This is a genomic window from Streptomyces sp. NPDC005931 (assembly GCF_042871235.1).
Classification (GTDB): Bacteria; Actinomycetota; Actinomycetes; order Streptomycetales; family Streptomycetaceae; genus Streptomyces.
In genome coordinates this window covers 151,690-168,890 of sequence record NZ_JBIAIG010000005.1, presented here as the reverse complement: position 1 = coordinate 168,890, position 17,201 = coordinate 151,690, and the positions used below count along the sequence as shown (strand labels likewise).

General features: G+C 69.1%; 20 protein-coding genes. 10 read left to right on the top strand and 10 right to left on the bottom strand.

Features of this window, described 5'->3' with window-relative positions; all coding sequences use genetic code 11:
* Positions 1 to 36: 36 nt before the first annotated feature.
* Together ACFYOV_RS14975 and ACFYOV_RS14970 are read left to right on the top strand one after the other, a co-directional pair.
* The gene (locus ACFYOV_RS14975; protein WP_389087916.1) at positions 37 to 981 is read left to right on the top strand and encodes a NaeI family type II restriction endonuclease; all 945 of its coding nucleotides are present in this window, start codon (positions 37 to 39) and stop codon (positions 979 to 981) included.
* 21 nt (positions 982 to 1,002) lie between these two features.
* On the top strand, positions 1,003 to 1,476 hold the full coding sequence (locus tag ACFYOV_RS14970) for a very short patch repair endonuclease (protein ID WP_389087438.1): 474 nt from the start codon (positions 1,003 to 1,005) through the stop codon (positions 1,474 to 1,476).
* A gap of 15 nt (positions 1,477 to 1,491) precedes the next feature.
* On the opposite strand, the gene ACFYOV_RS14965 is transcribed toward ACFYOV_RS14970, so the two are convergent.
* Positions 1,492 to 2,547, bottom strand: coding sequence for a DNA cytosine methyltransferase (locus ACFYOV_RS14965; RefSeq protein ID WP_389087436.1), 1,056 nt, complete (start codon positions 2,545 to 2,547; stop codon positions 1,492 to 1,494).
* A gap of 160 nt (positions 2,548 to 2,707) precedes the next feature.
* Between ACFYOV_RS14965 and ACFYOV_RS14960 the strand changes: the two genes are divergently transcribed.
* Positions 2,708 to 3,439 (top strand): HNH endonuclease, encoded by a 732-nt coding sequence (locus ACFYOV_RS14960; RefSeq protein WP_389087433.1) that lies wholly within the window; start codon positions 2,708 to 2,710, stop codon positions 3,437 to 3,439.
* A gap of 12 nt (positions 3,440 to 3,451) precedes the next feature.
* Here the strand turns inward: ACFYOV_RS14960 and ACFYOV_RS14955 are convergent, their stop codons facing one another.
* Positions 3,452 to 4,072: an ATP-binding protein gene (locus tag ACFYOV_RS14955; RefSeq protein ID WP_389087431.1), complete on the bottom strand. Its 621-nt coding sequence runs from the start codon at positions 4,070 to 4,072 to the stop codon at positions 3,452 to 3,454.
* A gap of 222 nt (positions 4,073 to 4,294) precedes the next feature.
* Between ACFYOV_RS14955 and ACFYOV_RS14950 the strand changes: the two genes are divergently transcribed.
* The 3 genes from ACFYOV_RS14950 (at position 4,295) to ACFYOV_RS14940 (ending at position 6,336) form a co-directional block, all read left to right on the top strand.
* Positions 4,295 to 5,140 carry a helix-turn-helix domain-containing protein gene (locus ACFYOV_RS14950; RefSeq protein WP_389087428.1) on the top strand — a complete coding sequence of 282 codons (846 nt, stop codon included), beginning with the start codon at positions 4,295 to 4,297 and terminating at the stop codon, positions 5,138 to 5,140.
* Positions 5,141 to 5,338 (top strand): DUF397 domain-containing protein, encoded by a 198-nt coding sequence (locus tag ACFYOV_RS14945; RefSeq protein ID WP_389087427.1) that lies wholly within the window; start codon positions 5,141 to 5,143, stop codon positions 5,336 to 5,338.
* A 149-nt stretch (positions 5,339 to 5,487) separates the two neighbouring features.
* Positions 5,488 to 6,336, top strand: a complete 849-nt coding sequence (locus ACFYOV_RS14940) for a PhzF family phenazine biosynthesis protein (protein ID WP_389087424.1) — start codon at positions 5,488 to 5,490, stop codon at positions 6,334 to 6,336.
* 24 nt (positions 6,337 to 6,360) lie between these two features.
* On the opposite strand, the gene ACFYOV_RS14935 is transcribed toward ACFYOV_RS14940, so the two are convergent.
* Positions 6,361 to 6,957: a GNAT family N-acetyltransferase gene (locus tag ACFYOV_RS14935; RefSeq protein WP_389087422.1), complete on the bottom strand. Its 597-nt coding sequence runs from the start codon at positions 6,955 to 6,957 to the stop codon at positions 6,361 to 6,363.
* 406 nt (positions 6,958 to 7,363) lie between these two features.
* Here ACFYOV_RS14935 and ACFYOV_RS14930 point away from each other — a divergent pair, with 406 nt between their 5' ends.
* On the top strand, positions 7,364 to 7,777 hold the full coding sequence (locus ACFYOV_RS14930; RefSeq protein WP_389087419.1) for a hypothetical protein: 414 nt from the start codon (positions 7,364 to 7,366) through the stop codon (positions 7,775 to 7,777).
* Between the two features lies 1 nt (position 7,778).
* On the top strand, positions 7,779 to 8,084 hold the full coding sequence (locus ACFYOV_RS14925) for a transcriptional regulator (RefSeq protein WP_389087417.1): 306 nt from the start codon (positions 7,779 to 7,781) through the stop codon (positions 8,082 to 8,084).
* Positions 8,085 to 8,194: 110 nt separating this feature from the next.
* Here the strand turns inward: ACFYOV_RS14925 and ACFYOV_RS14920 are convergent, their stop codons facing one another.
* The 4 genes from ACFYOV_RS14920 to ACFYOV_RS14905 all read right to left on the bottom strand — a co-directional run bounded on the left by ACFYOV_RS14920 (position 8,195) and on the right by ACFYOV_RS14905 (position 10,761).
* The gene (locus ACFYOV_RS14920; RefSeq protein WP_389087415.1) at positions 8,195 to 8,764 is read right to left on the bottom strand and encodes a hypothetical protein; all 570 of its coding nucleotides are present in this window, start codon (positions 8,762 to 8,764) and stop codon (positions 8,195 to 8,197) included.
* 276 nt (positions 8,765 to 9,040) lie between these two features.
* Positions 9,041 to 9,415 (bottom strand): VOC family protein, encoded by a 375-nt coding sequence (locus ACFYOV_RS14915; RefSeq protein ID WP_389087914.1) that lies wholly within the window; start codon positions 9,413 to 9,415, stop codon positions 9,041 to 9,043.
* A gap of 325 nt (positions 9,416 to 9,740) precedes the next feature.
* A complete protein-coding gene (locus ACFYOV_RS14910; RefSeq protein ID WP_389087413.1) occupies positions 9,741 to 10,217 on the bottom strand; it encodes a DUF2267 domain-containing protein in 477 nt (158 codons plus the stop codon).
* Positions 10,218 to 10,338: 121 nt separating this feature from the next.
* Entirely contained in the window at positions 10,339 to 10,761 is a 423-nt protein-coding gene (locus ACFYOV_RS14905) for an Hsp20/alpha crystallin family protein (RefSeq protein ID WP_389087410.1), read from the bottom strand.
* A gap of 178 nt (positions 10,762 to 10,939) precedes the next feature.
* Between ACFYOV_RS14905 and ACFYOV_RS14900 the strand changes: the two genes are divergently transcribed.
* Positions 10,940 to 11,245, top strand: coding sequence for a hypothetical protein (locus ACFYOV_RS14900; protein WP_389087408.1), 306 nt, complete (start codon positions 10,940 to 10,942; stop codon positions 11,243 to 11,245).
* Positions 11,246 to 11,403: 158 nt separating this feature from the next.
* Here the strand turns inward: ACFYOV_RS14900 and ACFYOV_RS14895 are convergent, their stop codons facing one another.
* The 3 genes from ACFYOV_RS14895 to ACFYOV_RS14885 all read right to left on the bottom strand — a co-directional run bounded on the left by ACFYOV_RS14895 (position 11,404) and on the right by ACFYOV_RS14885 (position 14,960).
* Positions 11,404 to 11,763, bottom strand: coding sequence for a VOC family protein (locus ACFYOV_RS14895; protein WP_389087405.1), 360 nt, complete (start codon positions 11,761 to 11,763; stop codon positions 11,404 to 11,406).
* A gap of 166 nt (positions 11,764 to 11,929) precedes the next feature.
* Positions 11,930 to 13,450 (bottom strand): MFS transporter, encoded by a 1,521-nt coding sequence (locus tag ACFYOV_RS14890; protein WP_389087403.1) that lies wholly within the window; start codon positions 13,448 to 13,450, stop codon positions 11,930 to 11,932.
* 142 nt (positions 13,451 to 13,592) lie between these two features.
* A complete protein-coding gene (locus ACFYOV_RS14885; protein ID WP_389087400.1) occupies positions 13,593 to 14,960 on the bottom strand; it encodes a DUF445 domain-containing protein in 1,368 nt (455 codons plus the stop codon).
* A gap of 245 nt (positions 14,961 to 15,205) precedes the next feature.
* On the opposite strand from ACFYOV_RS14885, the gene ACFYOV_RS14880 reads away from it, so the two are divergent.
* Positions 15,206 to 16,573: an SGNH/GDSL hydrolase family protein gene (locus ACFYOV_RS14880; RefSeq protein WP_389087398.1), complete on the top strand. Its 1,368-nt coding sequence runs from the start codon at positions 15,206 to 15,208 to the stop codon at positions 16,571 to 16,573.
* Positions 16,574 to 17,201 lie beyond the last annotated feature (628 nt).

Sequence of the window (17,201 nt, the reverse complement as noted above, 5' to 3'; positions counted from 1 at the left end):
GGCCCCGCACCTGGCGTTTTCGATGATCCTGAACTGATGCTCGTGCGGGGGCACCTTCTTGGCCTCGATCCCAAGGGTGAGCGTTTCGCTCGCGTATTGCGGGAGACCATCGATCAGCTTCTCGACGGTGAGCACACGGGCCGGTACGACTGGGACGACCTTCACAAGACCGAGAAGACGCATGCCGGCACGCTGGTCGAAATCAATCTGCTCCGGGAGTTCGGATTCGCCAGTGGCATCGACATGGACTACCTCATTGAGGGAGTCGAGGTCGACTGTAAGTTCTCGCAGAAGCTGTACGGCTGGATGATCCCACCGGAAGCCCTGGATGAAATCTGTCTTGTGGTGTGGGCAGACGATCACCAGAGCCTATGGAGTGCAGGGCTGCTGCGCGCCAATCGCGATAAACTCACGACGAGTGGGAACGTCACAAAGAAGGGCAACCGCGATGGAAAGTTCCGACTGACCAGGGAGCACCATTCACTTGTCAGCTGGCTCTGGCACAAAGAGCCCTTGGAAGAGAATCTTCTCCTCCATATCAGCCCAGACATCAGAGCGGCGATCTTCTCGGCCGGCTCCGGCTCAAAGCGAAGCCCCGGTCAAGCAAGAGTGAACGAGCTGTTCCGGCTCGTGCAAAAGCGCCGCATAAGCCGCACCGTGGTGCGAACCGTGGCGCAGCAGAAGGACTACATGAAGCGCGTGCGTTACAACGGCGGCGCCCGTGAAAAGCTCCGCAACGAGGGGATCTTGATCTGCGGTGACTATCCCAACCACCAAGCCGTGGCTGCCCAGCTCGGTCTCCCCGTCCCCCAGGAGGGCGAGAACGTTAGCATTCGTGTTGTCGAGGCTAAACCGCACCACCAAGGTCAGCCCAGCGTGGTGCTGGAAGGTCGGCGTTGGGCCGAGGCAGGCCCTGCCGACCCAGCGGAGCGGGCTCCCCTGCTGCCTGAGACGAAGAAGAAGACAAACACGCCGGGCTGAGTGGTCCGGACGGAGATAGGTATGCAGAAAGAGACTGACGGCGCTGCCGACGAACCGTGGGTCGCCCCGGAAGGCTCCTGGGCGTCTTCGGCGGCGCGCCGCCGCAACATGCAGGCCATCCGCAGTCGCGACACCAAGCCGGAGCGACTTGTCCGCAGCCTGCTGCACGCCCAGGGCTTGCGGTACCGCGTCGCCGCGAAACCGCTCCCGGGTCTTCGCCGAACGGCCGACATCGTCTTCCGTCCCGCCAAACTAGCCGTGTTCATCGACGGCTGTTACTGGCATGGGTGCCCGAAACACTACGTGCCGCCACGCACCAACTCTGGCTACTGGTCCGACAAGGTGGCTCGCAATATGGCCCGTGATCGTGACACAGATGAACAGCTGCAAGCCGCAGGCTGGACGGTGCTCCGCTTCTGGGAGCACGATCCAGCCGAGGACTGCGCCGTCAAGATCGCGGCGACAGTCAGCCGCCTGAGGAAGAAGCGGTCCTGAAGGGCACGCCGTGCCTTAGGACTGTTGCACCTCTGCAGCAGCCTCAAGAGCGGCATAGATCTGTTCCCCGACAGCTTGGGCGACCGGGGGTGGGAAGGCGTTTCCGACCTGTCGATACGCGGCCGTCTTACGGCCGTAGAACTTCCAGTCCTCAGGGAACCCCTGGATCAGGGCCGCTTGCGTCACCGTGAGCTTCGGGCCGGCAGGGGCGAACAAGTCCCGCTCAGAGTCCTTCATTTCGTGCGGCTCATTCGCAACCCCAAGAGCGCAGACTCCCAGCTCGGCCCACGCACGCTTCGCCCGGGTCGGACCGAGGTCAGCACCACCGTGCTTCTTGGAACCGCCGACGACTGTGGGCGCCACGCCCTCCAGGGCCTTCTCGTACCAACGTTTGAAGGCCAACTCAGCCCTGGGGTCACTCGCAACGGCGTCATAGCGCGCACGCATGGAGTCGTGCAACGCCTGCCCCACGCTGACGATCTCGCGCTCCTCCGGCTTGGAGTGCTGGAAGTGCTTGGCGTACTCGGGCTTCATCGCCACCAGGATGGCCCTGGGCCTGAGCTGCGGTACCCCGTAGTTCTTGGCTTCAAGGAGGTCCCAGTAGCACACCTCGTACCCCATGGACTCCAGGCGGTTCACGATGTCCTTGCGGTACTCGGCAAACTTCGGATCGAGCAGACCACGCACGTTCTCGATCATGACGGCCTTGGGTTCCAGTTCGTCGACGAGGCGAAGCATGGTAGGGAAGAGATCGCGCTCGTCATCCGCTCCCAGCTGCTTTCCGGCTGCCGAGAACGGAGGGCACGGCACGCCACCGGCCAGGAGGTCAAGCGTTCCTGACTCTAGCCCCAGCTCCTCCGAATCAAAGTTCTTCAGGTCCGCTTCGATGACTCTGCAGCCATCCCACTCGGAGTGCCGTGCGATGTTCGTCCTGAGGGTCTGGCATGCATCCCTGTCGATCTCGATCAAGGCCGCGTGCTTGAACCCGGCATTGTGCAGCCCTACGGCCTGGCCGCCAGCTCCGGCACAGATCTCCACCGAGGTGTACTTGAGCCTGTTCGTGCGGGTCATGCCCCCTCCTTTCAGCCGTTCGGCGGCAGACACAGCTTGCAATCCACCATCACTGAGGGTGACAGACCCCACTGACAACGAGACTCCCCAAGTTTGCAGCATGCACCGCGGATGGTTGAACGCACCCCTCCGCCTCCCGAACACTCATACGATATGGCCCATGCGGATCCCTGCGTGGGCTGAAGACGAGCTGGTGCTGGCCGGGGCGCTGGTGGTGAAGAACGGGTGGCGGGAGCTGCGCACGAAGGACCCTGCTGTGCACGAGCTCTCGGAGCTGCTCCGGTCTTTGCCGATCCATGAGCCGGAAGCCCGCGCCTTGCCCGCCTTCCGCTCTCCCGACAGCATCAGCCGGAAGACTACGGACTTCATGACTAACCATGCCGGGTACTCCGGAAAGGCCACGCGCTGCGGCAAGCCCACACTCCTCATGATCAAGGCCTTCACCGAGCGTGAGATCGAGATGGTCCAGGCGGCGCAGGCCATCGAAGAGGGCATCGGCTCTGGCGAGCTTCACCTGCTTCCGCCGCAGCCAGAAGAACTGGACGAGACGGGCGCCACAGCGGTCGAAGGCCGCCTCCTGGTCCGCCGGGCGCTCGTCCGCGAGCGCGACCCGAAGCTTCGCGGGCGCAAGATTGCGGAGGTGGAGGAGCGCGGACTCCCTTTGCGGTGCGAGGTGTGCCAGTTCGATTTCGCCAGCACTTATGGAGAGACGGGCGTTGGCTACATCGAAGTGCACCACGTCACGCCTCTCCATGTCTCCGGTATCGGGGAGACCAAGCTGGACGACCTGACGTGCGTGTGTGCCAACTGTCACCGAATGTGCCACCGCAGTCGTCCTGGAGGATCCTGGCGCACTCCGGCAGAGCTGAGGAAGCAGCTGCGCAGGCCGTGACGGCTGCCGACACTAGGCCGCGTCCATCTCTGCTTCGTAGTGCATCTGGGCGCGGTCCAGGATGTCATCTGGGTCGTGTCCCCGGGCGGTGGTCCAGTAAAGCAGGTCGGCAATCAGTTCCACCGCTGACTCTACGAGCCCGGCCTTGTGCGCGACGACGCCGCCGTTGGCCGCCTGATAGGCCTCCAGCGTCTCAACAGCCCGCTCGACACGTCGGCAGGCCTGCCCTTCACTGATCGAGACCTCGCACCACACGGCTTTACCCTCCGCGGTCAGGACGGTGCCCCAGTCCACCGCCAGTGCGGCAAGTAAATGCAGGCCGCGTCCACACTCTTGGTCACAGCCACCTGCCCTGACCTGTGGTGTCTCCTGGCTCTTGTCGTGGACTTCGAGGCGAAGTAGCGCACCTCGCCTTTCGAGGATCAGAGTCGCTGCGGCGCCCTCACCTACGTGCTTCACGACGTTCGTGGCCAGCTCTGTCACCAGCAGCTCTACTTCATCCGTCGGGCCGGGTACGCCCCACCGGCTGAGCTGCTTCGCAGTGGCTCTCCGCAGCAGGCCGACTTCGGTCGGCGCTGCCCGGAAGGGCAGCACACAGCGAAGTCGGGGTCCGGTGACGTCGTAGCAGTTCAAGACCTCTCCTCCCTAGAAGGCCACGCCTCTGCCGAGCGCGTCCGTGTCCGCGCGACTGCGCTGCGTAGCCGTCTACGGATGCAGCATGACACAGAGAACTCTCACTATGTAACTTCTCATGAGGATCTATCGAGTGAATCCGATAGTGGGCCGACTCCGGGGGCGCCTAGCCTGATCACGGTCTGCGAGCAACCTGCTGCCCGGCGAACGTGAAGGAGTCCGATGTCCGACCGCACCACCACCCGTCGTCGGCAACTTGGCGCGATGATGCGCAAGTTGCGTGCCCGCAAGGGGCTAACCCTTGAAGAGGCAGGGCGGCTCGTCGGTGTGTCCAAAGCAACGGTCAGCAGGTACGAGACCCAGGCCGGTCCGGTCAAGTGGATCGTCGTAGACGCACTGTGCCGGGAGTACGGAGCGACGGAAGCCGAGCGTCAGGCTGTCGTCGGCCTGGCCAAAGGCGCCAAGCAGCAAGGGTGGTGGAGTTCCTTCGCCGAATCCATTCCGGAGAGCATGAACCTGCTTCTCACACTTGAGGACGAAGCCGTCCGCGAAAGCCACTTCTGCTGCGTCTATGTGCCTGGACTCCTTCAGACTCGCGCCTACAGCACAGCGCTGCAGAGGGCCAATGAGGTACCTCTCGACGACACGGAGATCGAGCGGCTGGTCGATATTCGCATGAAGCGGCAGGAGATTCTTACTCGCCGGAAGCCGCTGCACCTGTGGGCGATCCTCGACGAGTCAGTCGTCCGTCGCGTCGTCGGATCACCGCAGATCATGAAAGAGCAGCTCAACCGGCTGCTGGAAGCCAACGAGTCTCCTCACGTCACCCTCCAGGTGCTGCCATTTGCCAAGGGAGCACACGCCGCGGCTCTGGGGAGCTTCGTCATCATCGGCGGCCCCGAGCCGGCACTCGACGTGGTGTACGTCGACTACCACGCAGGTTGCCTCTTCCTAGAGAAGGAGGAGGAACTAGACCGATACAGACTTGCGTTCGAGTACCTTCGCGCACAAGCGTTGGACATGGAGGCCTCCTCCGACCTGATCCATCGCGCACGCAAGGAGCTCTGAATGTCCAGTGGCCCCAAGGTGGCCTTCGAGCCCAAGTGGCTCAAGTCGTCGTACAGCGGTGGCAACGCCACCGAGTGTGTGGAGACCGCCTTCGTGCAGTCGCGCATTCTCATACGTGACTCAAAGCACCCTGAGGGCCCGTGGCTGACCGTGTCACCACGGGCCTGGAGGAGGTTCGTCGCGGCCCAGCTTCCATGACTGGTCCAAGCGCTCCGAACCTTGCCGTCGCAAATCTGCTAGTGAGACGCCTCTTCATGACGTCATGGCGCTCGATCTGCCCCCAAGGGGCTGAGGAACCGCCGCCCCTTCCCCGGCCCCCCCCAGACACCCCGCGATAGCGTCCCCCCATGGAAATCTTGAGATATGCGGCGTTCACCGCCGTGCCTGAGGGTGGGAATCCCGCTGGGGTCGTGCTGGATGCCCGGGGGGTCGGGGAGGCGGAGATGCTCGCCGTTGCCGCCGAGGTCGGGTATTCCGAGACGGCGTTTCTTGTGCCGCCAGAGGGAGCGACCGGTGAGTTCGGGGTGCGGTACTTCAGTCCGCTGGCCGAGGTGTCGTTCTGCGGGCATGCCACCATCGCGACGGCCGTCGCGTACGCCGAGCGGCACGGGGTCGGTGAGATGCGGTTGCGGACGCAGGCCGGGGCGGTCACCGTCACCACGCGCGCGGAAGACAAGGGGGCCGTCACCGCCACCCTCGTCAGCGTGGCGCCGCAGACCAAGCCCCTCGCGGACGATGTGCTGGACGAGTTGCTGGGGGCGCTTCGGTGGTCGCGCGGAGATATGGATCCCGCTCTGCCGCCGCGCGTTGCCTACGCCGGTGCCTGGCATCCCATCGTCGGTGTCTCCGACCGGGGGCGGCTCGCCGGGCTCGACTACGACTTCGACGGTCTGGCCGCGCTGATGGCGCGCGAGGGGTGGACCACGGTGGACCTCGTCCACCGTGAGGCGCCGACCGTGTTCCACGCCCGCAATCCCTTCCCGCCCGGTGGTGTGGTCGAGGATCCCGCCACGGGGGCCGCTGCCGCCGCCTTCGGCGGGTACCTGCGCGAGCTGGGGCTCGTACAGGCTCCTGCCGAGGTCACCGTGTATCAGGGGTACGACATGGGGCGGCCCAGCACCATCGTCGTGTCGGTGGCGGCGGAACCGGGCAGCGGGATCGGTGTTTCGGGTGGCGCCGTGCCGATCAGTTCCTAGATCATCCGGATCACCCGGGCCCGGTCAGCCGCGCGGCTCCCGCCACATCCCCCACAGGGTCGGGCCGCCTCCCGGGAGCTGGATCTCCTCGCGCACCGTGAAGCCGAAGTGCTCGTAGAAGGGGAGGTTGGAGGACTTGGAGGACTCCAGGTAGGCGGGGAGGCCGGCGGCGTCGGCCTTGGACAGGCCCGAGCGGAGGAGGGCGGCGCCGTGGCCCCGGCCCTGGGCGGCCGGATCGGCACCGATCACCGCCAGGTACCAGTGCGGTTCCCGGGGTGTGTGCCGTGCGGCCGCCTCCACGGCGTCCCTGAAGAGGGGGGCGCGGTCGCCGAGGATGTTCCGGAGCTGTGCGATGGTCTCCGCGTCCGGGACGGCCTGGGCCTGCGCCTCGGCCGGGGCCCAGAAGGCGGCTGCCGCTTCCGTGTACTCGCAGACCGCGTGGTGCGCGTACTGGCGGGTGAAGAGCGTGGAGTAGTAGCGGGCCAGTTCTTCCTCACGGGAGGTGTCGTCGGGGAAGAACCAGCGCATCATCGGGTCGTCGTCGAACGCGCGGGCCAGGGTGCGGCTGATGAACGCGGCGTCGTCGGTCGTTGCCGTCTTCGGGGTGTTCGTCATCGGCATACCGGTCATTCTGCACCCCGGTGATCACGAGCGGTGGGGCGGGGGCGTGACCTCCGGCTCACAGGAAGTCCGTCAAGTTGGGTGCAGCAACGGCGGGTTGGGGGGCCGCGGCGGGTTGCGGCCGGCGCGGGTCGGCGCGGCCGTGAGGGGGTGCCGGCGGTACGGGCGGTGCCGGCGGTGCGGTGACCCGACGGGCCCCGGTCGGTGCAGAGGTCGTCAGTGAACGGTCCGCCGCCGCCTCCCGTCCCGGCGTCGAGGCGGGTCGGATCGGTCAGTCGGCGTGCGCCGGGAACGGCGAACGCCTGGTCCCGTCGTCTTTGGTTGCCGGACTCGGCAGTAGTTGCATATTTGGAAACCACATGCGTAAGCTGCCGGTACAGCAAGCGACCACCGCGACCACAGATCCATGGGGGAGAACGTGAACTCCGCAGAGCAGCTGCGCGCCGTAGAGGGCGCGCCGGTACTGACCCAAGCCGCCTCCACCGGCGAGCGCGTCCTGGGCGCGCTGTCAGCCCTGGCGCTGTGCGCCGTGCTCGCCGGTGCGGCCGCGGTCGAGATCCCCGTGGTACTGGGGTGCGTGGTGCTGCTGCTGGCCCTCGCTCTCGTACTGCGCTGGCGCTGGTACCACCTGCGTGCCCCCGGTCGACGGCCGCACACCAAGGTGGAGGAGTGGATGTCCTTCCTCGTCCCCGTGGCGCTGGCGATTCCCGGACTCGGGCTGTTGTGGAACAACCCGGTGGCGCTCGCGGGCGCTCTGGTCGCGGCCGCGGTGCCGACCGCCCTTTTCGCCGGCTACCTCGCGCTGCGGTGGAGGCGCTGACATGCCTCCGCAGCCCCGTACCCGCCTGACCACGCTGATGCATTCCCCCACGCGTCTCGCCATTCTGGGTGTGCTCAGACACGTGCAGCAGATCAACTTCGCCGATCTGCAGGATTCTCTGGAACTCTCCACGTCCGAGCTGTCCCGCCAGTTGGGCATCCTGGAGAAGGAGAATCTGGTCGAGATCGCGAAGTTCCGTGAGCGGCGGCATGCCGTGACCCGTGTCCGCCTCTCACCTGCGGGACGGGAACAGTTCCAGGAGTATCTGGAGGAACTCCGCAAGGTCGTCCAGGCGGAGCTGGATTAGCAGGACACGCGGAATTCCGGGTACGACGACGGGGCGGGCCGGGAACAGCCCGCCCCGTCGTCGCGGTCGAGCCCTACGGCCTCAGCGGAGTACGTAGGCCCTCAATGCCGTTACGCCCAGGGAGTGGCGCACCAGATACCACTGGCGGCGAGAGTGGCGGCCAGCCCCACCACTCCGCCCTTCACGGCGATCTTGATTCCGCGCTTGGCCGCTTCCTTGGTGATGAGGCGGGCGGCGTCGGACCACTTCTTCTCCGACAGCTTGTTCATGATGGCGGACGTGGCTCCGCCGAGACCGCCCAGCCCCACCGCCTTGAGCAGGCACTTGCCGTAGCTGTCCTTCTTCGCGGCGAAAGCCGGCCCGGACGTCGAGTTCGACTTGACGGCGGCCGCACGCTGTTCGGCGAGCTGGGTCGCCACCGCGTCCGCGAATTCCTTGCCGAACTTCGCTTCGGCGGCGGCACGGTCGAACGTCCCGTCCGCTGCGGTGAGTTCACCGCTGTGCATGGCCTCCAGGAACTTCGCCAGCTCGGCGATCTGCTGCTCGGAGACTTCCTCCGCCGCCACCGAAGTGGCGGCCGGGCCCTGCGGGGCGGCATGCGCCGTGCTGACACCGCTGAAAGTGACGGCGGCCGCGCACACGAGAGAAACGAGCGCCGCACGACGGCGGAAGGTATTCACAAACTGCTCCTTGGTCAGGGAAGAGCGGAGACCTGTGTCCCCATCAGTTCGTCGGGCGCGCACGCACGTTGGTCGTTCGTGCCGGAGTTCCCCCGCGCGCCGGACGAAGATCACCTAATCACACGGGACATGTTGGCCCAAAACCGCGGACACGGAGCTGAGGAAGATCTGAGGTAATTGCATTTAGGATTCAACGAGTTCGTCGTCTGAGGACGGCGTCACACGGTGTCGAAACCCGTCGATCGGTCGGCGGACGGCGGACGGCGAACTCCGCGATCAGCCCAGGTCGCCTCGCTCGATGCAGAATTCGTTGCCTTCCGGGTCGCACAGGGTCACCCAGCCTCCGCCGTCCGGGCGGGTGTGGTCGGCCAGTTGGCGGGCACCTAGGGCCAGGGCCCGTGCCACTTCCTCCGCACGGGTGCGACCGGTGGGCTTCAGGTCGAAGTGAAGGCGGTTCTTCGCCGACTTGCCCTCGCCCACACGGACGAACAGCAGGCCGGGGCCTCCGGCGGGGTCGTCGATCAGGGCCTCGGGGTCGCCCGGCTTGTCGTCGTCGGCAAGGGGGTTGCCCAGCAGGGCGCTCCAGAACAGGGCCAGTTCATAGGGGTCGCCGGTGCAGTCGAAGGTGATGTGGCGGATGGTGGGGTGCAGGGTGTTCAACGTCCCTCCCGGGGCCGCGTCGCAGGGTGCTTGGTTGCTTGGTTGCTTGGTTGCTTGGGCGCTCGCAGCATCCACTGAGGGCGGGCGGACGTCGAACGAATTGCGGGGCCCGTCCGCACGGTTCCGGCCCGGGTAGGGAGGCCGCCTCCCGCAGGGGGTGGTGGGCGCGGGCTGGACGCGAGCAAACGGAGGGGCTCGACCGCGGTCGGGGGACAGCGGGCCAGGAGCCGGACGCGGCCGGGCCCCGCCCTCACCGCCGCACGCGGTGGGGGCGGGGCCCGGCCGGTCGAGAGGTTCCGGACAGGTGCGGGTGTGTCTACTCCGCCGGGGTCAGTTCCGCCCGGCCGAACAGGAGGGCGTAGCCCGGGGGAAGTTGGGTCAGGATGCGGGTGATCAGGGCGTCGCCGACCAGGGACGGCAGGACGCTCAGGACCGAGCTGACGTCCCAGCGGGCCGTCGCCGGGGTCGCGCCGTCGATGCGGGTCGCCACCGAGTCGACGAACTCCGCCGCCGCCAGCTCGCGAGTCGCCGGGATCTGGGAGGCGACCACCCTCGCCGCCTCCTCGGGCAGGGCGCGGGCCAGGTCGACGCGTTCCTCACCGACGACGTGGCCGCCGAGGGCGGAGAGGACGATCCGGGTGACGCTTTCCGCCTCCGCTCTGGTCGAGTACTGGCCCGACTCCCTGACCGCGTCGACCAGTTGCTGCCAGCCGGTGTCGTCACGGCGGGTGCGGGAGCGGATCGCCCGGTCCTGGCTCGGGATCGCGGGCTTCTGCGGCGTCAGCGTGGTCATTGGTCTGGTGCTCCTCTCCTCCTGCGGGGCCGGCCGGGGCCTGCGTGGCGGCTCCGGACGCGCCGGGCGGGCATGGGCGCGTCCCGCGGGAGGTGCCCGCGGGACGCTTCTCGTGCGTGGGTCAGCTGCTGATCTGCTTGCGGCTGTCGCCGCCGGTGATCCGGATGCGCCGGGGCTTGGCCTGCTCGGCCACCGGGATACGCAGGGTCAGGACGCCGGCTTCGTACGACGCGTCGATGCGCTCCGTGTCGAGCGTCTCGCCGAGGAAGAGCTGGCGGGTGAAGGTGCCGGTGGGGCGCTCGGCGACCACCAGCTCCGCGTCCGCGGGGGCCGGGGACCTGCGCTCGGCGCGCACGTTGAGGACGTTGCGCTCGACGTCCAGCTCGATGCTCTCCGGGTCGATGCCGGGAAGATCGAAGTGGACGACGAAGTCGTCACCTGCCCGGTAGGCGTCCATCGGCATGGCCGAGGGGCGGCTGGTGGACTCGAACACCTGCTGCGCCAGCCGGTCGAATTCACGGAACGGGTCCGTACGCATGAGCATCACAGTTCACTCCCTCCTTCAGGTGCAATCCGTGCGATGCCCTACGGTTCTCGCCTTCTTATATAGCTCGGGGGAACAAACTTGACAACCCCTGACTCAAGTCGAGGGGGCCCGGGATCGCGGGAGTTAGCCTCGGGGATCCGGTAGTGGCGTGGCTCAGTGGCAGGAGGCAGGCATCATGGCGAAGGTTCCCAGCTCGGTGGTGGCCGCGGGCGGTCTCGTTGGCGGGTACGGCGTGGCCCGCTGGACCAGGAAGCGGCAGCTGGGCGGCGCGGTCCTCGCCGTGGCGGGGGCCGCGGCCGCCCGGCAGTGGCGGGAGCGGGCCGGCGGGAAGGCGGCGGGCGCGCTGTCGGCCGCGTACGTCGCCGCTTTCGCCGGATCCCACCCGCTGGCCAAGAAGGTGGGCGCCTGGCCGGCAGTGTTCGGGGTGGCGGGCGCCGTCGCGGCGGCGTCCTGGGCGGTCGCCGACCGACGGCGCGGTTGAGGAGCACCGCGGTTGAGGAGCACCGTGGCTGAAGAGCGACGTGGCTGAAGAGCGGCGTCGCTGAAGAGCGGCCAGGTCAGGGCGGTTCTCGGGGCGGGGGGGCGTCGAGCGGCTCGCCTGAGCGGTGGTCAGCGGCTCGATTCCGGCCGGGCCCCGGGTCAGCGCCGGTGCGTCAGCACGTTCACCACCCGCCCGTTCGGGTCACGGACGAAGAAGCGGCGTACGCCCCACTCCTCGTCCCGGATCTCCCGCACCACCTCCGCGCCCGAGGCCAGGACCCGCTCGTACACCGCGTCGACGTCCTCCACCTCCACGCTCAGGTCGGGGACCAGCGGGGCAGTGCGCTCCTCGGTGAAGAAGCTGATCTGGGCGGTGGGGTTGGCGGGGGACGCCAGGGTCACCATCCAGCCCATGTCCATGGCCTCCTCGAAGCCGAGCAGGCCGTAGAAGTCGCAGCTGGTGCGCATCGCCTCCTCGGACGCGACCTGGACGTCGGGCATGATCCTGCGCACGGTCATCGCGATCGGCTCCTCGTCGGCGTTCTTGTCGGCGTTCTTGTCGGCGCTCTTGTCGGCGCTCTCATCGGCTCTCCTCGTCCGTCCCGTCCCCGCCCGGGGCCGGCGGCGACCCGGGGTGGCGGCGGGGCGCCCGGAAACCGGGCACCCACGAGACGTACCCGGATGCCTACGCCGTAGCCGTCGACGAGGAGGACGAGGCGGTGCCCGTGGTCGCCCCCGTGCCCTTGAGCTGCGACGACGACGCCGTCAGCGGCTGGGCGATGTCCTCCAGGGAACGGCGTTCCGCACGGACCGCGAGGAACGCGGCCACCAGGCCCGCCGCGCACATCAGGCCGGCGCCGATCTGGAAGGCGAGGACCGTGTCGCCGACCTTGCCCGTGCTGGTCAGGTCGGCGAACAGCAGGGGGCCGCTGATGCCGCCGGCGGCGGTGCCGAGGGCGTAGAAGAAGGCGATGGACATCGCGCGGGTCTCCATCGGGAAGATCTCGGAGACCGTGAGGTAGGCGCTGGAGGCGCCCGCCGAGGCGAAGAACAGCACCGCGCACCAGCAGGCGGTCAGCGTGGTGGCGTTCAGCGTGCCCTGGTCGAAGAGCCAGGCGGTGCCGAACAGCAGCAGGCCGGAGAGCAGATAGGTCCCGGAGATCATTACGCGCCGGCCGACCGTGTCGAACAGCTTGCCGAGCAGCAGCGGGCCCAGGAAGTTGCCGAGCGCGATCACGGCGAAGTAGTAGCCGGTGCTGCCGCTGGGCACGTCGAAGAACTTGGTCAGGATGGCGCCGAAGCCGAAGGTGATGGCGTTGTAGAGGAACGCCTGGCCGATGAAGAGGGAGAAGCCGAGGACCGCCCGCCTGCGGTAGCGCGCGAAGACGGTGCGGCCGATCTCCAGGAAGGTGACATTCTTGCGCTGATGGATGGTCAGCTCACCCTCGGCGCGCGGCAGCGGCTCGCCCTTCTCGGCCTCCACCTGCCGTTCGATGGTGGAGACGATGTGTTCCGCCTCCTCCTCGCGGCCGTGGATGAGCAGCCAGCGCGGGCTCTCCGGGACGTGGCGGCGTACGAGGAGGATGACCAGGGAGAGGACCGCGCCGAGGGCGAAGGTCAGGCGCCAGCCGACGTCCGCGGGGAAGATCGCGGTGTCGAGCGCGACGATCGACAGCAGGGAGCCGCCGATCGCGCCGAGCCAGAAGCTGCCGTTGATCATCAGGTCGACGCGGCCCCGGTACTTCGCGGGGATCAGCTCGTCGATCGCGGAGTTGATGGCCGCGTACTCGCCGCCGATGCCGAAGCCGGTGAGGAAGCGGAAGAGGAAGAACCACCAGGTGTCGAAGGCGATCGCGGTCAGGGCGGTGGCCCCCAGGTAGACCGCGAGGGTGATCATGAAGAGTTTTTTGCGCCCCCAGATGTCGGTCAGCCGGCCCCAGAACAGGGCACCCAGGCAGGCCCCGGCCACGTACAGGGCGGCGGCGATGCCGGTCACCTCGCCGGAGGTGATGGGCAGTCCGCTGCCGGGCTCCGACAGCCGCCCGGCGATGTTGCCGACGACCGTGACCTCCAGGCCGTCGAGGATCCACACGGTGCCGAGACCGATGACGATCGTCCAGTGCCAGCGGGACCACGGCAGGCGGTCCAGGCGGGCGGGGATACTGGTGGTGACGGTCCGGCCGGACTCGGCCTGCGCGATGGCCATGGGCCCCCTCCTCTGCGAAGCGAACCCCCCTCGGGTGCCCTGGGGCAGGCCCGTTCACGCCCCGCCGCGCAACCGCCGTCCGCGCCCGCGCCCCGCCGTGGGGCGCCGCCCGCGCTCCGCCGACGCGCGCCGCGTCCGCGGGCTACGCCCCCAGCGCCCGCGACACCGTGTAGATCGCCAGTCCGGCCAGGGAGCCGACCACCGTGCCGTTGATGCGGATGAACTGGAGGTCGCGGCCGATGTTCGCCTCGATCTTCTTCGTGGTGTGCTCGGCGTCCCAGCTCGCCACGGTGTCGGTGATCAGCGAGGTGATCTCCTTGCGGTAGGTGGTGACCACGTACACCGCCGCGCCCTCCACCCAGCCGTCGACCTTGGCCTGCACCTTGGGGTCGGCGGCCATCCGCGCGCCCAGGGAGAGCAGGGAGGCCCGCACCCGCAGCCGCAGCTCGCTGCGCTCGTCCTCGGCCGCGGAGACGATCATGGAACGTACGGCCGTCCACGCGGAGGCGATGAGGTCCTGCACCTCGCCGCGCCCGAGCACCTCGCCCTTGAGGCGCTCCACCCGGGCGCGGGTGTCGCTGTCGGACTGGAGGTCGGAGGCGAAGTCGGTGAGGAAGCGGTCGAGGGCGCCGCGCGCCGGGTGGGCGGGCATGTCCCGCATCTCGGCGCAGAAGCGCAGCAGTTCCTTGTAGACGCGCTCACCGACCTTGCGGTCGACGAACTTCGGGGTCCAGCCGGGGGCGCCGCCCTGCACGGCGTCCATCACGGAGTCGCTGTGCAGCACCAGCCAGTCGTGCGCGCGGGTGACGACGAGGTCGACGGCGCGTTTGTGACCGCCGTCGGCGACGATCTTCTCGAGCATCTTGCCCATGCCGGGCGCGATCTCCTGGGCGTCGGCGCGGCGGGTGATGGCCTCACCGACCACGGCCTGGACGTCGGAGTCGCGCAGCACGGTCAGCGCGCCGCGCAGGGCGGCCGACAGTTCGGCGGTGACCCGGTCGGCGTGTTCCGGCACGGCGAGCCAGGTGCCGAGCCGGCTGCCGATGCCGACGGCGCGCAGCCGCAGCCGTACGACGTCCTCGGAGAGGAAGTTCTCGCCGACGAACTCGCCGAGGGAGACGCCGAGCTGGTCCTTCTTGGTGGGGATGATCGCGGTGTGCGGGATGGGCAGGCCCATGGGGTGGCGGAAGAGGGCGGTGACCGCGAACCAGTCCGCGAGCGCGCCGACCATGCCGGCCTCGGCGGCGGCGGCGACATAGCCCGCCCAGGGGCCGGCACCCTGGTGGGAGGCCCACTTGGCGAGGACGTAGACCAGGGCGACGAACAGCAGCAGCCCGGTGGCGGTGAGCTTCATCCGGCGTACGCCGCGCCGTTTCTCCTCGTCCGCGGGGCTGAAGGTGGTCATCGCGCGGTTCACGGCGGCGCCGGCGCGGGCATGCTGGGCTCCGGCGCCCCGCTCACCGCGCTCGGCGCCGTGCTCTGCCTGTGCTGCTGTCTTCGCCTGATCCATTCGCTCCACCCGTCCGGTCGACCCGTGCGTACCGCCCGCTCGACCTGCCCGTCCGGTCCGCCCGCTCGGTGATCCCGCCCACAATTGTCCCTTCCTGACCGACTCCCGGAACGGAACAGGAGTTCCCGGCGTCTGTCCGGAGGGGGACTGCCCGGGGTCTCGTCGGCTCCCCCACGCCCATGGCGCATCATGGGCTCGTCGGATCGGAGCCTCGGGCTCCCATCTCCCGAGGAGAACAGAAGAGCATGACCCAGGGTCGTGACGGAGGCGCGGGGGCACCTCCTGGGAAGCACCTCGCCCTGCTCGCCGCGATGGTCGCCGCGATCGTGGCCCTTTCCGCCGTCGTCTACGTCGGTGTGGCGGCCGACTCCGGTACGCCCGGCCGCGACACCCTGGCCGGCGGCCGGGCCGACCACAACAACCCGGCCGCACCCGCGTCCACCGGCACCTGGGTCGCTTCCTGGGCCACGTCCCCGGTCGGGGGCGAGCCAGGCACCGAGACGACCGGCCTGGCGGGCCGCTCGGTGCGCAACGTCGTGCACACCAGCGCGGGTGGTACGAGTGCCCGCGTCACGCTGTCCAACCTCTACGGCCAGTCCCCGCTGAGCATCTCCCACGCCTCGGTCGCGGTCGCCGCGGGCCCCGGCTCCGCGGCGGCACTGGCCGGGACCCTGCGCCCGCTCAGTTTCGCCGGCAGCCCGTCGGTGGTCGTCCCGCCCGGGGGCCAGGTGGTGAGCGACGCCGTGCGCATCGCCGTGCCGCACGACGGGGACGTGCTGATCACCACGTACTCCCCCACCGCCTCGGGGCCGGTCACGTACCACCCGCACGCGCGCCAGGTCTCCTACGCGGCCCGGGGCGAGCACACCCGGGACCTGACGGGGGCGGTGTACACCGAGCGGACGTCGTACTGGCGCTACGTGACCGCGCTGGACGTGCTGAGCAACGAGTCGGACGGCACGGTCGTCGTCCTCGGCGACTCGCTCACCGACGGCGTCACCTCGACGCCGGGGGCCAACAACCGTTGGCCGGACGTGCTGTCCGACCGGCTGCGGGCCGCGCGGGCGGCCGGGCGGGACGTGCCGCGCTACAGCGTCGTCAACGAGGGCATCAGCGGCAACCGGGTCCTCACGGACGGTCTGGGACGCCCCGCGGAGAACGCCAGTGGGCTGAACCGCTTCGAGCGCGACGTCCTCGGCCGACCGAACGTCAAGGTCGTGGTCATCGTCCTCGGCGTCAACGACATCCTGCGCCATCCGGGCGCCGCCGACCCGGACAAGATCGTCACCGGTCTGCGCACCCTGGTCGGCCGGGCCCACGCCCGCGGTCTGAAGGTCGTCGGGGCGACGCTGATGCCGTTCGGCGGCCACCGCGGCTACACCGACGCGCGCGAGGAGGTACGGCAGCGGATCAACGCGGAGATCCGTGCGGGGCGCGTCTTCGACGCGGTCGCCGACTTCGACAAGGCCCTCCGGGACCCCTACGACCCCCGCCGCTTCCGCGCCGACTACGACTCCGGCGACCACCTCCACCCCAGCGACAAGGGCTACCGCCGGATGGCCACGGCGGTCGACCTGGACAGCCTGAAGGGCGGGGCACCGGCGCGGCTGTAGGGCGACACGGGGCGCGACCCGGCGGTACGGACCGGGAGCGCGGACGGAGGCACGGACCGGGAGCGCGGCGGCGGGTGCGGACCGGAAGCGCGGACCGGAAGCACGGACCGGGAGCGCGGCGGCGGCGTTGGACGCGTCGGGGCGCGTGGCGGTGGCCGCCGTGCGGGACGGCGATCCTCACGGACGAGTGCGGAGACCGCGGGGCTGGGAATGCGGGTGGCTCGCGCCGCAAGCGCCGTGGGCGGACCTCCGTCCCGAGGACCGGGCTCATGGCACGGAGTCCGCCGACGAGCGAGCCGGGCAGACCCCGCGCTGGACAGCCGAGGCAGCACCCGCGCCCACCCAGCCGACCCGCGCCCCACCCGGGCACACGGGGGTCGCCCCGGGCCGCATGCCCCGTCCCCGCCACCCGGCAGGCACCCCCACGGCCGACACCCCGCCGACCGGCTCACGGCATGCGCCGTCCCGCGACGGACGACGACGACAAACTCCCGCGGCGGAACAAGGCGGAAACAGCACGGACCCCCACCGGGCCGACCCGCGCCCCACCCGGGCACACGGGGGTCGCCCCGGGCCGCATGCCCCGTCCCCGCCACCCGGCAGGCACCCCCACGGCCGACACCCCGCC

Bases quoted from the DNA above. Each gene is read 5' to 3' on its own strand.
- ACFYOV_RS14900 (WP_389087408.1), top strand. From the start codon at position 10,940: ATGGCGAAGGTTCCCAGCTCGGTGGTGGCCGCGGGCGGTCTCGTTGGC.
- ACFYOV_RS14935 (WP_389087422.1), bottom strand. From the start codon at position 6,957: ATGCCGATGACGAACACCCCGAAGACGGCAACGACCGACGACGCCGCG.
- ACFYOV_RS14965 (WP_389087436.1), bottom strand. From the start codon at position 2,547: ATGACCCGCACGAACAGGCTCAAGTACACCTCGGTGGAGATCTGTGCC.
- ACFYOV_RS14880 (WP_389087398.1), top strand. From the start codon at position 15,206: ATGACCCAGGGTCGTGACGGAGGCGCGGGGGCACCTCCTGGGAAGCAC.
- ACFYOV_RS14890 (WP_389087403.1), bottom strand. From the start codon at position 13,450: ATGGCCATCGCGCAGGCCGAGTCCGGCCGGACCGTCACCACCAGTATC.
- ACFYOV_RS14970 (WP_389087438.1), top strand. From the start codon at position 1,003: ATGCAGAAAGAGACTGACGGCGCTGCCGACGAACCGTGGGTCGCCCCG.
- ACFYOV_RS14940 (WP_389087424.1), top strand. From the start codon at position 5,488: ATGGAAATCTTGAGATATGCGGCGTTCACCGCCGTGCCTGAGGGTGGG.
- ACFYOV_RS14905 (WP_389087410.1), bottom strand. From the start codon at position 10,761: ATGCTCATGCGTACGGACCCGTTCCGTGAATTCGACCGGCTGGCGCAG.
- ACFYOV_RS14945 (WP_389087427.1), top strand. From the start codon at position 5,141: ATGTCCAGTGGCCCCAAGGTGGCCTTCGAGCCCAAGTGGCTCAAGTCG.
- ACFYOV_RS14885 (WP_389087400.1), bottom strand. From the start codon at position 14,960: ATGGATCAGGCGAAGACAGCAGCACAGGCAGAGCACGGCGCCGAGCGC.
- ACFYOV_RS14975 (WP_389087916.1), top strand. From the start codon at position 37: ATGCTCGTGCGGGGGCACCTTCTTGGCCTCGATCCCAAGGGTGAGCGT.
- ACFYOV_RS14930 (WP_389087419.1), top strand. From the start codon at position 7,364: ATGGGGGAGAACGTGAACTCCGCAGAGCAGCTGCGCGCCGTAGAGGGC.
- ACFYOV_RS14910 (WP_389087413.1), bottom strand. From the start codon at position 10,217: ATGACCACGCTGACGCCGCAGAAGCCCGCGATCCCGAGCCAGGACCGG.
- ACFYOV_RS14925 (WP_389087417.1), top strand. From the start codon at position 7,779: ATGCCTCCGCAGCCCCGTACCCGCCTGACCACGCTGATGCATTCCCCC.
- ACFYOV_RS14960 (WP_389087433.1), top strand. From the start codon at position 2,708: ATGCGGATCCCTGCGTGGGCTGAAGACGAGCTGGTGCTGGCCGGGGCG.
- ACFYOV_RS14950 (WP_389087428.1), top strand. From the start codon at position 4,295: ATGTCCGACCGCACCACCACCCGTCGTCGGCAACTTGGCGCGATGATG.
- ACFYOV_RS14895 (WP_389087405.1), bottom strand. From the start codon at position 11,763: ATGACCGTGCGCAGGATCATGCCCGACGTCCAGGTCGCGTCCGAGGAG.